14 protein-coding genes and 3 pseudogenes are annotated in these 14,400 nt (G+C 57.3%); 2 read left to right on the forward strand and 15 right to left on the reverse strand.

From position 1 onward, the window contains the following. Window positions 1–131: 131 nt before the first annotated feature. From tolB to ACIF4X_RS12325, 13 genes and pseudogenes are all read right to left on the reverse strand, one after another. The gene (gene tolB, locus ACIF4X_RS12265; protein WP_016983828.1) at window positions 132–1,412 is read right to left on the reverse strand and encodes a Tol-Pal system beta propeller repeat protein TolB; all 1,281 of its coding nucleotides are present in this window, start codon (window positions 1,410–1,412) and stop codon (window positions 132–134) included. 17 nt (window positions 1,413–1,429) lie between these two features. Continuing rightward, window positions 1,430–2,497, reverse strand: a complete 1,068-nt coding sequence (gene tolA, locus ACIF4X_RS12270; RefSeq protein WP_397482319.1) for a cell envelope integrity protein TolA — start codon at window positions 2,495–2,497, stop codon at window positions 1,430–1,432. After that, complete coding sequence (gene tolR / locus ACIF4X_RS12275) at window positions 2,497–2,949, reverse strand: protein TolR (protein WP_161806672.1); 453 nt, start codon at window positions 2,947–2,949, stop codon at window positions 2,497–2,499. The genes tolA and tolR overlap by 1 nt, the downstream gene beginning before the upstream one ends. Before the next feature lie 23 nt (window positions 2,950–2,972). Next, window positions 2,973–3,452, reverse strand: a pseudogene (gene tolQ / locus ACIF4X_RS12280) (protein TolQ); the annotation flags it as partial. Further along, a pseudogene (locus ACIF4X_RS12285) lies at window positions 3,431–3,751 on the reverse strand (YbgC/FadM family acyl-CoA thioesterase); the annotation flags it as partial. The pseudogenes ACIF4X_RS12285 and tolQ, both read right to left, overlap by 22 nt. Window positions 3,752–3,878: 127 nt before the next feature. Next, a complete protein-coding gene (gene ruvB / locus ACIF4X_RS12290) occupies window positions 3,879–4,940 on the reverse strand; it encodes a Holliday junction branch migration DNA helicase RuvB (protein ID WP_397482320.1) in 1,062 nt (353 codons plus the stop codon). Next, window positions 4,941–5,549: pseudogene (ruvA, locus tag ACIF4X_RS12295) on the reverse strand (Holliday junction branch migration protein RuvA). Between the two features lie 116 nt (window positions 5,550–5,665). Further along, window positions 5,666–6,193: a crossover junction endodeoxyribonuclease RuvC gene (gene ruvC / locus ACIF4X_RS12300; RefSeq protein WP_007951206.1), complete on the reverse strand. Its 528-nt coding sequence runs from the start codon at window positions 6,191–6,193 to the stop codon at window positions 5,666–5,668. 156 nt (window positions 6,194–6,349) lie between these two features. Then, window positions 6,350–7,096 (reverse strand): YebC/PmpR family DNA-binding transcriptional regulator, encoded by a 747-nt coding sequence (locus ACIF4X_RS12305; protein ID WP_007912738.1) that lies wholly within the window; start codon window positions 7,094–7,096, stop codon window positions 6,350–6,352. Window positions 7,097–7,224: 128 nt separating this feature from the next. After that, window positions 7,225–9,000: an aspartate--tRNA ligase gene (aspS, locus tag ACIF4X_RS12310; protein ID WP_016983822.1), complete on the reverse strand. Its 1,776-nt coding sequence runs from the start codon at window positions 8,998–9,000 to the stop codon at window positions 7,225–7,227. A 99-nt stretch (window positions 9,001–9,099) separates the two neighbouring features. Further along, the gene (locus tag ACIF4X_RS12315; RefSeq protein WP_397482321.1) at window positions 9,100–9,321 is read right to left on the reverse strand and encodes an FmdB family zinc ribbon protein; all 222 of its coding nucleotides are present in this window, start codon (window positions 9,319–9,321) and stop codon (window positions 9,100–9,102) included. 132 nt (window positions 9,322–9,453) lie between these two features. Continuing rightward, window positions 9,454–9,792 carry a ribbon-helix-helix domain-containing protein gene (locus ACIF4X_RS12320; RefSeq protein WP_397482322.1) on the reverse strand — a complete coding sequence of 113 codons (339 nt, stop codon included), beginning with the start codon at window positions 9,790–9,792 and terminating at the stop codon, window positions 9,454–9,456. 185 nt (window positions 9,793–9,977) lie between these two features. Then, complete coding sequence (locus ACIF4X_RS12325; protein WP_007912745.1) at window positions 9,978–10,448, reverse strand: Dps family protein; 471 nt, start codon at window positions 10,446–10,448, stop codon at window positions 9,978–9,980. Window positions 10,449–10,760: 312 nt separating this feature from the next. Here ACIF4X_RS12325 and ACIF4X_RS12330 point away from each other — a divergent pair, with 312 nt between their 5' ends. After that, a complete protein-coding gene (locus ACIF4X_RS12330) occupies window positions 10,761–11,363 on the forward strand; it encodes a cold-shock protein (RefSeq protein ID WP_008080216.1) in 603 nt (200 codons plus the stop codon). Window positions 11,364–11,432: 69 nt separating this feature from the next. Here the strand turns inward: ACIF4X_RS12330 and ACIF4X_RS12335 are convergent, their stop codons facing one another. Then, entirely contained in the window at window positions 11,433–11,639 is a 207-nt protein-coding gene (locus tag ACIF4X_RS12335; RefSeq protein WP_038366649.1) for a SlyX family protein, read from the reverse strand. A 3-nt stretch (window positions 11,640–11,642) separates the two neighbouring features. Then, window positions 11,643–12,068, reverse strand: coding sequence for an HIT family protein (locus ACIF4X_RS12340; protein ID WP_397482323.1), 426 nt, complete (start codon window positions 12,066–12,068; stop codon window positions 11,643–11,645). Window positions 12,069–12,965: 897 nt separating this feature from the next. Here ACIF4X_RS12340 and ACIF4X_RS12345 point away from each other — a divergent pair. Continuing rightward, on the forward strand, window positions 12,966–14,324 hold the full coding sequence (locus ACIF4X_RS12345; protein WP_397482324.1) for an OprD family porin: 1,359 nt from the start codon (window positions 12,966–12,968) through the stop codon (window positions 14,322–14,324). Window positions 14,325–14,400 lie beyond the last annotated feature (76 nt).

Here is a 14,400-nt window from a genome sequence, read left to right on the forward strand (position 1 = left end):
GGTAATTGCGCAGCAGCTCGTCGGACGGCGTCAGAGCGAACAACAGCGCAGCAAATTTACCAAACTTCAGCATTTCCATCGTGAAACTCCTAATGAACCCCAGTGTGTTAAGTAAAACGTGTAGCGCCCGCTCACTTCAGGTAAGGGGACCAGGACGGTTCTCTGACTTCGCCTTGAGCGGTAGGAAGCGGGAGCCTAACGCGTCCATTAATGGACACGAGCATCAAGACTCCCCGGCCCTGTTGGCGGGTGGCGTAGATTACCATGGTGCCGTTGGGCGCAACAGTAGGTGACTCGTCCAGAGTGCTATCAGTGAGGATCTTTACACTACCTCGCTGCAGATCCTGAGCTGCCACCTTGAAATTGGTGAAGCCATCCTGACGATGGATCATCACCAAAGTCTTTTCATCAGCCGAAAGTTTAGGGTTGGCGTTGTAGTTACCCACAAACGTCACACGCTCGGCACCACCGCCACTGGCGCTGGTTTTGTAGATCTGAGGCTTGCCGCCGCGGTCCGAGGTGAAGTAGATGGTCGAACCATCCTTGCCCCAGTACGGTTCGGTGTTGATACCAGGACCTGCGGTTACACGGGTGATCTGGCGCGAAGCCAGGTTCATCACGTAGATGTCCGGGTTACCGTCCTTGGACAGTACGAACGCCAGGCGATCGCCATTCGGCGACCAGGCTGGCGCGCCGTTCAGGCCTTCGAAGTTGGTGATCTGCTCACGGCGACCGGTGTCGATGTTCTGCATGAAGATGCGCGGACGCTTCTGCTCGAACGACACGTAGGCGATGCGTTTGCCATCCGGTGCGAAGCGCGGCGACAGAATCGGCTCACGCGATTGCAACAGCGTCACTGCGCGAGCACCGTCGTAGTCCGAACGCTGCAGGGTGTAACGGGTGTTCTTCTCGGAGAAGCGCTCAGCCGTCACGTACAGCAGACGCGTCGAGAACGCACCTTCAATCCCGGTCAGTTTCTGGAACGACTGGTCGGAGATGAAGTGTGCCATGTCGCGCAATTGCTCGGTGGTACCGGAAACACTGCCGTCTGCCACTTTTTGCTCGGTGGCCACGTTGAACAGTGCCCACTGCACCTGCAGGCGACCGCCCGCCGGCGCAATGCTGCCGACCATCATGTATTGAGCACCCACCGCCTTCCAATCACGGAAGATGATTTCGCTCGGCTGGCTTGGCTGGCTGATCATGTTTTGCTTTGGAATCGGCGAGTAGTAGCCCGAGTTGCGCAAATCGTTACCAATAATTTCAGCCATGTCGTCCGGCAGCACGGCACCGCCCTGCATACCGAACGGTACAACCGCGATCGGGGTTGCCCGATCGCTGCCGCTGGTGACCAGAATGTTCTTTTCATCTGCCATCGCGATCCCTGCCATGCAGCAGATCACGACCAGCATTCCTCGAAGAAGGTTTCTCACAAGGCTAGATCCTCAGGTGTGAATGTAATATTGAATGAACGATACGCATCGAAATCGCTCGGCTTCATTCCCTGCATTTCTGTCAAACGTCCAATATTTTTGACCGCTGCCACTGCCGAAGCGTCGAACGGACCGTCGCCACTGGACTTGGCCACGCTGACCGAAGTCACCGTACCGTCCGGCAACATGCCGATCTGCAACACAACCGTCATGCCTTTGCGTGCCGAAGGTGGACGCGCCCAGCCTTCTGCTGCTCGCGCACGAATCAGGTCATCGAAACTGCCCGCGACTTCGTCGCCCTGCTCATCGGCCAAGGCCTGCTGGCGCTGCGGCGTATCGGAAAGCAAATCGGCCAAGGCCTGAGCCTTTTTGTCTTCGGTCGATTTACGTGCTGCATCCTGCGCTTTCTTCTTCGCAGCATCGGCAGCAGCTTTCTTCTTCGCTTCGTCGGCGATTTTCTTCTTCGCCTCTTCAGCTTCAGCTTTCTTCTTGGCGTCTTCGGCGGCTTTCTTCTTCGCGTCTTCGACGATCTTCTTCTTGGCTTCTTCAGCGGCTTCTTTCTTGGCCTCTTCCTTAGCCTCTTCTTCAGCCTTCTTCTTGGCTATATCAGCCAGTTGTTTCTCTTCGGCCTTCTTGGCTTCGGCTTTCTTCGCGTCGTCAGCTTTCTTGGCGTCATCCGCCTTCTTCGCTTCGTCCGCTTTTTTAGCCTCATCGGCCTTCTTGGCTTCCTCGGCCTTTTGAGCCGCTTCTTCTTTCTTTTGTTCCGCAGCGGCCTTGATCTCTTCCTGCTCGACCTTTTTCTGTTCCATCTGCTCGACTTCGGTCTGGCGCGCGGCGGATTTCTTCGCCTCACCCGCAATCTTCTGATTGGTCTGGGTGGTTGCCTGACTTTTCGATTTCAGCTGGTACAGGGTCGCCTGGACAATCGGTTTGGCCGGCGGCAGCTCTGGTGTGAAGGCAAAACTGACGAACAGCATGCCGAACACCAGCACGTGCAGGACAATTGCCAGAACACTAGGCCAGAAGTAGCTTTCCGAGGCGGACGGCTCTCGCTGTTGCTGCATCAGGGGGCCTCGGTAATCAAACCAACATTACCGACCCCGGCTTTCTGCAACCCGCCCATGGCGCCCATGACGGAACCGTAGTCGACGGTTTTGTCGCCGCGAATGAAGACCTGGGTACGCTTGCCGCCTTCAGTGCCGGCACGAATGATCTTGGTCACCGCGTCGGTCATTTGCGGCAGGGTCATGGCCCTGTCCTGTTGCTTCTCGGTATCGACTTCGCTGCCAAGGTTCCAGTAGTAGGTCTTGTCAGCCTTGATCGAAATGGTCAGGACCTGCGTGTTGTTGTCCTGCGGCAAGGCTTCGCTGGAAACCTTGGGCAGATCAACTTTCACGCCCTGATTGAGCATCGGCGCGGTCACCATGAAGATAACCAGCAGTACCAACATCACGTCGATGTAAGGCACCACGTTCATCTCGGCGACCGGCTTGCGCTTTTTGCGAGCTCGAGCGATTAAAGCCATTGGAAATTACCTGCTTATTCTTCGCTGGTGTGCACTTTGCGGTGCAGGATCGCCTGGAATTCATCGGCGAAGGTGTAGTAGCGGCCCAGCAAGGTTTCGCTGCGAGCGGCGAAACGGTTGTAAGCGATTACGGCCGGGATCGCGGCGAACAGACCGATCGCCGTGGCGATCAGGGCTTCGGCGATACCCGGAGCCACAGTGGCCAGGGTTGCTTGCTGGGCGCTGGCCAGACCGCGGAAGGAGTTCATGATGCCCCACACCGTACCGAACAGACCGATATACGGGCTGACCGAACCGACAGTGGCGAGGAACGGCAGGCTCTGCTCGAGCTTCTCTTCTTCGCGGGAGATGGCGACGCGCATGGCACGGGCCACGCCTTCCATCACCGCTTCAGGGTCGACGCCAGGCTGCTGACGCAGACGGGAGAATTCCTTGAAGCCGGCACGGAAGATCTGCTCCACGCCCGAATCCGGATCCGGGTTGCTGCCCGCCTGACCTGCTGTTTGAAGCGCAGGCTGACCCGGTTCAATTCGATTACATCAGCGCTTACCAGCAGTTCGTCGTCCAGTCGCGCCGGCGCGTGATAGCGCGCTTCGCTGGAGTGCACGACAAACAACAGGTCCTCCCCTGCCAGCTGCGATTGGGCAAAGCCCAACTCGCGAAGCCGCTCGGTTCGAGCCCGTTCCATAAACTTGAGGTAATTAACGTAATACACGATGCCGCCCGCATCGGTGTCCTCGTAATAAACGCGACAACGATGTGCGAACGGCTCAAGCCCGTTTTGCGCGCGCATACTCTAGTGCTTACTCCTCAGGTTGCCAATCCGGCCAGGCAACTGTTTTTCATGGTTTCAGGGCTTTCCTGCAAAAGTACCGTCCTGTGACCGTACAAACCCTGAATAAATCGACAACAAATGTGTATTAGTCGTCCATAGCATCAAGAAACTCGTCTGCCACGGGCATTTCGCCCATTCGTGACGGAATGTTTAAACCGAAGTGCAGATACGCATGCCGCGTCACCACCCTGCCCCGTGGCGTGCGCATGATGTAACCCTGCTGGATCAGGTACGGCTCCAGCACATCCTCAATCGTGTGGCGCTCTTCGCTGATCGCAGCGGCGAGACTGTCGATGCCGACCGGACCTCCGTCGAACTTCTCGATCATGGTCAGCAGCAAACGTCGGTCCTGATGATCGAAACCGTGTTCGTCGACGTCCAGCAGGTTCAACGCCAGGTCCGCCACCGCTTTGGTGATATGGCCTTTGGCACGGACTTCGGCAAAATCGCGCACCCGGCGCAGCAGACGATTGGCGATCCGCGGCGTACCACGGGCGCGACGCGCGATTTCGAACGAACCTTCCGGATCCAGTGGCAGACCGAGAATCGCCGCCGAACGGCTGACAATCGTCGCCAGGTCAGCCGTGCTGTAGAACTCAAGACGCTGGACGATACCGAAGCGGTCACGCAACGGGTTGGTCAGCATCCCGGCGCGAGTGGTGGCGCCAACCAGCGTGAACGGCGGCAGATCAAGCTTGATCGAGCGCGCTGCCGGCCCTTCGCCAATCATGATGTCGAGCTGGAAATCTTCCATTGCCGGGTACAGCACTTCTTCAACGATCGGCGACAGACGATGAATTTCGTCGATAAACAGCACATCGTGCGGCTCAAGATTGGTCAGCAACGCGGCCAGATCACCCGGACGCTCCAGCACTGGGCCGGACGTACTCTTGATCGACACGCCCATTTCCTGGGCGATGATGTTGGCCAGCGTGGTCTTGCCCAGACCCGGCGGGCCGAAAATCAGCGTGTGATCAAGCGATTCACTACGACCACGGGCAGCCTGGATGAACAGCTCCATCTGCTCGCGCACGGTCGGCTGGCCAATATAGTCGGCCAGACTGACCGGGCGAATGGCCCGGTCCTGGACTTCTTCGCGCTCGCGCGGGCTATGCGCGGCGGTGATCAGACGATCAGCTTCAATCACTTAAATCATTCCCTTCAGGGCACGGCGGATCAGGTCTTCACTGCTCAAATTCTTGTCCTTGATGGCGGTAATCGCCTTGCTCGCTTCCTGTGGCTTGTAACCCAGGGAAATCAGCGCGCTGACTGCATCGTTCTCGGCGGTATTGACCGGCGCCGGGCCGTCCGGTTGATTCGGTACCAGCGCGAACATGGCCGGCGTAGTTTCCCACGCCTTGAAGCGGTCTTTCAGCTCGACCAGCAGACGCTCCGCGGTTTTCTTGCCGACTCCCGGCACTTTGGTCAACGCCGAAGTGTCCTGCGACTGCACGCAGCGGATCAGTTCGTCGACTTCCAGACTCGACATCAAGGCCAGGGCCAATTTAGGCCCGACACCATTGAGACGGATCAACTCGCGAAAAAAGTCTCGCTCACGCTTGCCGGCAAAACCATAGAGTAACTGCGCGTCTTCGCGCACGACCAAATGGGTGTGCAGGGTCAGCGGTTCACCGACCGACGGCAGACGTTAAAGTGTGGTCATGGGCACTTCCAGCTCATACCCGAGGCCGTTTACATCCAGAATCAGGTGCGGCGGCTGTTTCTCAGCCAGGGTGCCGCGCAAGCGTCCAATCACGTTTCAGATCCTTGAGCGTTGGCCAGCCGTGGGCTGGCGACTATCGAAAGGCCAATTTCGCGCCGACGACTCAGGCGCAGGAAATCCTGCTTTCAAGAAAATTGATGCTGATGCTATCAGAGACGCAGGCGCCCGCCACGACTGCGTGCCGTTCCCAAACCGTGCGGCAGCAGACTGGAACGCGTGTGCGCATGACAAATGGCGATAGCGAGGGCGTCCGAGGCATCGATTTGCGGTTTGCTGGTGAGCTTGAGCATGTGCATGACCATCATCTGCACTTGTTCTTTATTGGCGGCTCCCGTGCCGACCACGGCCTGCTTGACCTGGGTGGCCGTGTACTCGGCGATCTCCAGGCTCTCTTCAGCGCCAGCCACGATTGCAGCGCCGCGAGCTTGACCGAGTTTCAGCGCCGAATCGGCGTTTTTCGCCATGAACACTTTTTCGATGCCCATGGTCACCGGGCCGTACGTCTGGATGATTTCACGCACGCCGCGATAGACGATTTGCAAACGCTCATGCAATTCGCCCGCGCCGGTACGAATGCAGCCCGAAGCCACATAAATACAGCCGCCACGCCCGGTATCACGAACTATCCCGTAACCGGTGATGCGCGAACCGGGGTCGATACCAAGAATTAAAGTCATAACGCCTGCAGAAATTGATGCGAAAGCTGAGGGTACATGTAGGAGCTGCCGAAGGCTGCGATCTTTTGATCTTTCAAAAACAGAAAGATCGCAGCCTTCGGCAGCTCCTACAGGTGAAGTGTAGAGCCAGCAAAAACTGCGACCTTTGTATTTGCATCAACCGAGCTGAGCGGCCACGTCTTCCGGAATGTCGGCGTTGGAATAGACGTTCTGCACGTCATCCAGGTCCTCGAGCATGTCGATCAGCTTGAGCACCTTCTCCGCGCCTTCCAGATCCAGCTCGGCGCTGGTGGTCGGCTGCATGACGATTTCTGCGTCATCACCCTTGAACCCGGCCGCTTCCAGCGCGTTACGAACCGCGTAGAAACTGGTGAATGAGGTAAACACGTCAATCGAACCGTCTTCATGGCTGACCACGTCATCGGCATCGGCTTCCAGCGCCGCTTCGGTCAGTGCATCTTCATCGACGCCCGGCGCGAAGCTGATCTGGCCCTTGCGTTCGAACAGGTACGCCACCGAACCATCGGTGCCGAGGTTGCCGCCACACTTGCTGAACGCATGGCGAACGGCTGCCGCAGTACGGTTGCGGTTGTCGGTCATGCACTCGACCATCACCGCGACGCCGCCCGGGCCGTAACCTTCGTAGGTCAGTTCTTCAACGTTGTCCGCTTCGGTGGCACCGGCGCCGCGCGCTACTGCGCGGTCGATGATGTCGCGGCTCATGTTCGCGCTCAGGGCCTTGTCCAACGCCAGGCGCAAACGCGGGTTGGAGCCCGGATCACCGCCGCCCTGACGGGCCGCAACGGTCAGTTCGCGGATCCACTTGGTGAAGATCTTGCCTCTCTTGGCATCCTGACGTTCTTTGCGGTGCTTGATGTTCGCCCACTTGGAATGACCTGCCATAACTCGCTCCGAATTCTCTTTGAAACGTTGCCCGCCCTGCTCATGCAGCGGCCAGCACACAAAAAATCTCGACCTGCTCTCTATAGAAAGAAAAAAGGCGCATCCGAAGATGCGCCTTCAGGCCCGTCTTACTCAGCCTTTGGCGTTTCGCGCAAACGAATGTGCAACTCGCGCAGTGCCTTGGCATCCACCACACCCGGCGCTTGCGTCATCACGTCGGCAGCACTCTGGGTTTTCGGGAAAGCGATCACTTCACGGATCGACTGGGCGCCGGTCATCAGCATCACCAGACGGTCCAGACCGAAGGCCAGGCCACCGTGCGGCGGTGCACCGTACTTCAGGGCGTCGAGCAGGAAGCCGAACTTCTCTTCCTGTTCTGCTTCATTGATACCCAGCAGACGGAATACCGACTGTTGCATCTCTTTGCGGTGGATACGGATCGAACCGCCACCCAGCTCGGTACCGTTCAGCACCATGTCGTACGCGCGGGACAGAGCGCCAGCCGGGTTGGCTTCGAGCTCTTGCGGCGTGCACTTCGGTGCAGTGAACGGGTGGTGCAGCGCCGAGAAGCTGCCGTCGTCGTTCTCTTCGAACATCGGGAAGTCGACGACCCACATTGGCGCCCACTCACAGGTCAGCAGCTTCAGGTCGTGACCGAGCTTGATGCGCAGCGCGCCCAGGGCTTCGCTGACGATCTTGGCCTTGTCGGCGCCGAAGAACACGATGTCGCCGTCAACTGCACCTACGCGATCGAGGATGGCGTTGAGGTTTTCCAGCGGGATGTTCTTCACGATCGGCGATTGCAGACCGTCAACACCGGCAGCACGCTCGTTGACCTTGATGTACGCCAGGCCCTTGGCACCGTAGATGCCGACGAACTTGGTGTAATCGTCGATCTGCTTGCGTGGCATGCTCGCCCCGCCTGGAACGCGCAGAGCGGCGATACGGCATTTCGGATCGTTGGCCGGGCCGCTGAACACTTTGAAATCGACTTCTTTGAGTTGATCGGCAACGTCGACCAGTTCCAGCGGGTTGCGCAGGTCTGGCTTGTCGGAACCGTAGCGGCGCATGGCTTCTTCGAAAGTCATGTGCGGGAAGTCGCCGAATTCCAGACCCAGCACTTCCTTGAACAGGTTGCGGATCATTTCTTCGGTCAGGCCCATGATCTCTTTTTCATCGAGGAAGCTGGTCTCGATGTCGATCTGGGTGAATTCTGGCTGACGATCAGCGCGCAGGTCTTCGTCGCGGAAGCACTTGGCGATCTGATAGTAACGGTCGAAACCGGCCACCATCAGCAGTTGCTTGAACAGCTGCGGCGATTGCGGCAGGGCGAAGAACGAACCGGCGTGAGTACGGCTTGGTACCAGATAGTCACGCGCACCTTCAGGGGTGGCACGGGTCAGGATCGGTGTTTCGACGTCGAGGAAGCCGTTCTCGTCGAGGAAGCGACGAATGCTGGTGGTCATGCGCGAACGCAGACGCAACTTCTCGGCCATTTCCGGGCGACGCAGGTCAAGGAAGCGGTAGCGCAGGCGGGTTTCTTCGCCAACGTCGGAGAACTCGTTCAGCGGGAACGGCGGGGTTTCCGACTCGTTCAGCACTTCCAGTTCGTAGCCCAGCACTTCAATCATGCCCGACGCCATGTTGGCGTTGGTCGCACCGGCCGGACGCAGACGCACCTTACCGGTGATTTTCACGACGTATTCGCTGCGCACGCGATCGGCAGCGGCGAAGCTTTCGGCGCGATCCGGATCGAATACCACTTGGGCCAGACCATCACGATCACGGATATCGAGGAAAATCACCCCGCCGTGGTCGCGACGACGGTGAACCCATCCGCAAAGGGTAATTTCCTGGCCTTCCAGGCTTTCGTTCAGTTGGCCGCAATAGTGGCTGCGCATCATGATAATGGTTCGCTTCTCGTCATTCGATATTCGGTGGAGATCCCGTTGCTTTCAAGCAATGCGGAAACTCACGCGTGTCGTTCAACCCGGGGTTGAACCCTAGTCAGATTTGTCGCCACCGGCCAGGTTCTTCTTGGCGCCGGTCTTGAAATCGGTTTCGTACCAACCGTCGCCACTGAGGCGAAAGCCTGGCATCGACAGTTGCTTCTTGAGCTCTGGCGCCTGACAGGCAGGGCAGTCGACCAGCGGTGCCTCGCTGATCTTTTGAATGGCTTCCAACTGATGACCACAGGAAGCACATTGATAATCGTACATCGGCATGGGGGGCGTCTCGGCGATCAGATTGCCACCGCGCGCAGGGCTTTGCGGCGAAAGAGCGGGATTATATCGATTAAATGCGGCCTGTGCAGCCGTAAGACTGCACAGGCCGCGACCTCGTTTGCAACCGCCGTTTCAGAGCGATTCGGCAGGAGTCGCTTGTTTGACGCCGTTCATGACACACACCACCCGCACCAGCGCGCTGAAATTTCTCACCCCGCCGTAACGCAGATGCACTTCACGGTCGACGTGGGACAACAGCGAGCTGATCGAACAGCAGTTGTCTGCAGCCATATTGCCGAGGATGTTCCAGTAGACCCGCTCCAGTCGCAGGCAGGTTGCATAACCGTTCAGCCGCACGGATCGTGACGATGGCTGAACCAATGCCATGTCGAATTCGTTGACGAACGGATCGACTTTCAATTCATGTGGCAAGCCGACAATCCTGTCGCCTCGCCTGTCTCCCTCTACCATATCGGTGACACTCCTTTGCCATCTCTGCTTGTTTGAAAAGTCACATCCTGTGGCTTTCATAAAAGCGCAGACACAAAGTTATAGCCAGACGACTTATTGACCGACAACGTAGGATAAGCCAACGACACAGGTAGGATTGCGGACAGCGCGCGAGCCTTCTGCTGCTCGCCCGCGCACCCGGATGTTTACGCTTCCAGCAAGGCGCGCAGCATCCACGCAGTTTTCTCGTGAACCTGCATGCGCTGGGTCAAGAGGTCTGCGGTCGGCTCATCGCTGACCTTGTCGAGCAGCGGGAAGATGCCACGCGCCGTGCGGGTCACGGCTTCCTGGCCGTCGACCAGTTGTTTGATCATGTCCTCGGCACTCGGCACGCCCACTTCTTCCTTGATAGAAGAAAGGCGTGCGTAGGTGGCGTAGGCGCCTGGCGCCGGAAAGCCCAAGGCGCGAATACGCTCGGCAATCAAATCAACGGCCAGCGCGAGTTCGTTGTATTGCTCCTCGAACATCAAGTGCAGCGTCCGAAACATCGGACCGGTGACGTTCCAGTGGAAGTTGTGGGTTTTCAGATACAGCACGTAGGTGTCCGACAACAGACGGGATAGTCCTTCGACGATGGACTTGCGATCTTCTTCACTGATACCGATATCGATTGCCATGTTTACCCCCTAACGGCGATTGAATTCATCCAACAGGTGCAACCCCACTCTAGCAAGGCTGCCGACACCCCGCAGCCCCGATCAGGTTCATACGCTGCGACAAATCGACCGAGGCGATGCCGCTGGCCGGGCTGATTTGAGTAGCTGCAGGCTTTGCTGTTAAATAGACAGTGTGTCGCCATGCCCCATTTTTCGGGGCGTTGCGCATAGGCTGATGCCGTGAACGTGTCCACCGCCTCTTATTTTGTTCCGAAGCGAACCGTGCGCCTTCAGCTCTTCCTTGTGAGCCGTCATAAACGTGAGTCAATCAAAATGTTGAAAATCGTCCACCTGCTAATGGGCGCAGCGGCCTTGCTGCTGTCGTTCATACCCAGCTTGAAATCCGAAGCCGTTCCTTACCTGCAACAACCCGATGCACTTTACCTGGCCTTTTTCGGCCTGCTGAACCTGGTGATTGCCCCAGTGATTCCCTACTGGAACAAAGGCCCTCGTCAGCATCTGCAAAACCTGGTCAGCGCTCTTCTGGTCCTGACTGTCGTCCTGCAAACCTTGACCCTGATCGCCCCGATGCCCGTCATCGCCGGCCAGCCTGCCGTACTGTTCACCCTGGTGATCGCGCTGGTTGCCGTGGTCCTGCACCTGGCTGTGAGCTTCTATCGTTCTTCACCGGCTGCCGCGCCAACCAGCTATGACATGACCAATCGCGATACCGGTACCGTCAAGTGGTTCAACACCTCCAAAGGCTTCGGCTTTATCTCCCGGGATTCCGGCGATGATATTTTCGTGCACTTTCGCGCAATCCGTGGCGAAGGTCACCGTGTTCTGGTCGAAGGCCAGCGCGTGGAGTTCTCGGTGATGAACCGCGACAAAGGCCTGCAAGCCGAGGACGTGATCGCCGCGCTGCCGCGACGCTGATCCAGGCATAAAAAAACCGCGAGCAGTGTGCTGTTCGCGGTTTTTTTATGCCTGATGAAAAGTGCCGCCTCAGTAGTGCGGCGGTGGCGCCTCATCCTCGAAGGATTCGAACTGGCCGACCATCTCCTCCTGACGCTTGAGCAGGGCCGCCATCTGCAATTGCAGGCGTTCGACCACGCGCTGCTGAGCCACCAGCACGTCGTTCAATGCCTGAATGGTGTCATCCTGAAACGCCAAGCGGCTTTCCAGATCGGTCACGCGTTCTTCCAGGCTCATGACTCAGCCCTCCACAAAGGTAAAATGCTCGGTCAGGACCCGTCGCAACCGTTCACGAATGGCAGCGACCTGCTCGGCACTGTAAGGCTTGGCCGGGTGCTTGCCCCAGACTGGCGCCGGCCAGGCTGCGTCGTCGCGCTTGCGCACAATCACATGCATGTGCAACTGGGCGACGACGTTGCCCAGCGTTGCGACGTTCAGCTTGTCGGCGTCAAACAAATCCTTGAGCAGCTCAGCCAGCGCGGTGGTTTCCTGCCACAACTGCTGTTGATCGGCGACATCCAACTGAAACAACTCGCTGATATCGTCGCGACGAGGCACCAGGATGAACCAAGGGTAGTTGGCGTCATTGGACAGCAGCAATCGGCAGAGAGGGAAATCACCGATGATCAGCGTGTCCTGTTGAAGTCGTGAATCTAAAGCAAACACTGAGCGCACTCCCGGCTGATCTTCATTATTCAGCTTAGCGTCTGATCCATAGAGACAGCGCACCAAGCGACAGGACGGCAGCATACCTGCGAATGCGCCCGCCTTCACGACGACGGTGTAATCCGGCGCCCTGTCGATGCCCCGACATGTGACATTTAAGGGCGCCAACGCACCAGCACGGAACCAACTTCGCCGCTGAGTTCGAAAAAATGACCGAAATCTTCAGAGGCGTTCAGCATTACTGCCTGTGCAAGCTGTATGAATTCAGAACAGCTGTACATTTTTTTGCACCAAAACCGCACAGTGCGTCTACGCTCACTGCGTCGGGCATCCGCCAAATACTCACTGAAGGGGTGAACCGGTAACGTTTTTGGTTGTCACGCGCGTTTGGCGGCGCGGCAACACCATAGGAGGAATGGCGTCAAGCGTAGAAAAAATCAGGCTTGAGGCCCAGCTTTCACGAGGTTTTCACAAGCGCAGGCGGGTGTTCAGAAAAATAACCGCATCGAAATTGCGGTTTGTGCACGCTTGTTGCATTCGTACCCATATGGACTATAAGCGCACCACTGGAAGTGGATGCCTTAAGCCCCATAAGAACAGTGGCAGGGTTGCCCGATGGAGATTCAAGTGTTTTGCCAGGGACTCTTTTTTACCGATGCAAAAAGGCCCATAAACAGCGATAAAGTTGTCAGTCCGGCTGCATTGGTACTGTGAATTTGCGACATCCACCACGCCATTTGCGACACCGTCGTAAAGAAGCTGAAAGGTTGGAATAGCAAGTATCGCCAACATTGTCGGCGTGATATAAGTTTGCGCCGACACAAAAAGAAAGAGCCGCCCAGATAATAAAACAGGTGGGACGGCAGTACTCTTCTAAAACCAAAGGAGCAAATCACGATGCGCGTGATGAAGTGGAGCATGATCGCACTGGCAGTTGCTGCAGCCGCCAGTACTCAGTTGGCTACGGCCGCCCCGTTTGTGAGTGACCAGGCAGAAGCCAAAGGTTTTGTTGAAGACGCGAAACTCACCGAGACGTTGAAGAACTACTACTTCAACCGCGACAACAAAAACGGCGGCCATGACCAGAAAGACTGGACCCAGGGTTTCCTGGGCAACTTCACCTCCGGGTACACCCAAGGTACCGTTGGTGTTGGTATTGATGCATTCGGTTACCTGGCCTTGAAACTCGATGGCGGTGACGGTACTTCCGGTTCGGGCAACATGAGCCGTAGCGATACCATCAAAGCCAACGGTTACGCCCGCGACGTCAATGACAGTCAAGGTAAAGCCGGCGCAGCCATCAAGTTCCGCGTATCCAAAACCGAGTTGAAAGTCGGCGATATGCAGCCAAGCACTGCACCAGTGTTCGCTGTTGGCGGTTCCCGCATCCTTCCGCAAACTGCCAGTGGTTTCCAGCTGCAAAGCAGTGAAGTCAAAGACCTTGACCTCGAAGCCGGTCACTTCTACTCGGCCACCAGCCAGGACAAAAACGCCCATGATGGCGAGCTGTGGGCCACTTATGCTGGCGTCAAGGCTGACTCCATCGACTACTTCGGCGGTAAGTACGGTATCACTGACAATCTGTCCGCTTCGCTGTATGGCGCGAAGCTGGAAGACATCTGGAACCAGTACTACGCCAACCTGAACTACACCATCCCGATGGGTGGCGATCAGTCGCTGAACCTGGACGGTAACATCTACCGCACCACTGACACCGGTCGCGCTGAAGCAGGCGAGATCAGCAACACCGCGTTCTCCCTGGCTGCTGCGTTCTCGTTCCTGAAAGCTCACACCTTCACCCTCGCCTTCCAGAAGGTCAACGGTGACACTCCGTTTGACTACATCGGTGTCGGCGGCCACGGTCCTTCGAACCGCGGTGGTGACTCGATCTTCCTCGCCAACTCCATCCAGTACTCTGACTTCAACGGTCCTGGCGAGAAATCCGTTCAAGCCCGCTACGACCTGAAAATGGCCGAGTATGGCGTTCCTGGCCTGAGCTTCATGGTCCGTTACGTCAATGGCTGGAACATCGACGGCACCAACACTCCGACCGTCAGCTCTTATACCGGCGCTTACGGCGAAGACGGCAAACATCACGAAACCAACTTTGAAGCGAAGTACGTTGTTCAAAGCGGTCCGGCAAAAGACCTGTCTTTCCGTATTCGCCAAGCGTGGCACACAGCTAACGCTGACGAAGGCGAAGGCGACGTCAAAGAGTTCCGCCTGATCACCGAATACCCACTGAACATCTTGTAATCGTCAGTGGTTAGTTTCAAAGCATAAAAAAAGGCCCATCTTGCGATGGGCCTTTTTTATTGCCGGTCACTTGCAA

Source organism: Pseudomonas sp. NPDC085632, assembly GCF_044541255.1.
Classification (GTDB): Bacteria; Pseudomonadota; Gammaproteobacteria; order Pseudomonadales; family Pseudomonadaceae; genus Aquipseudomonas.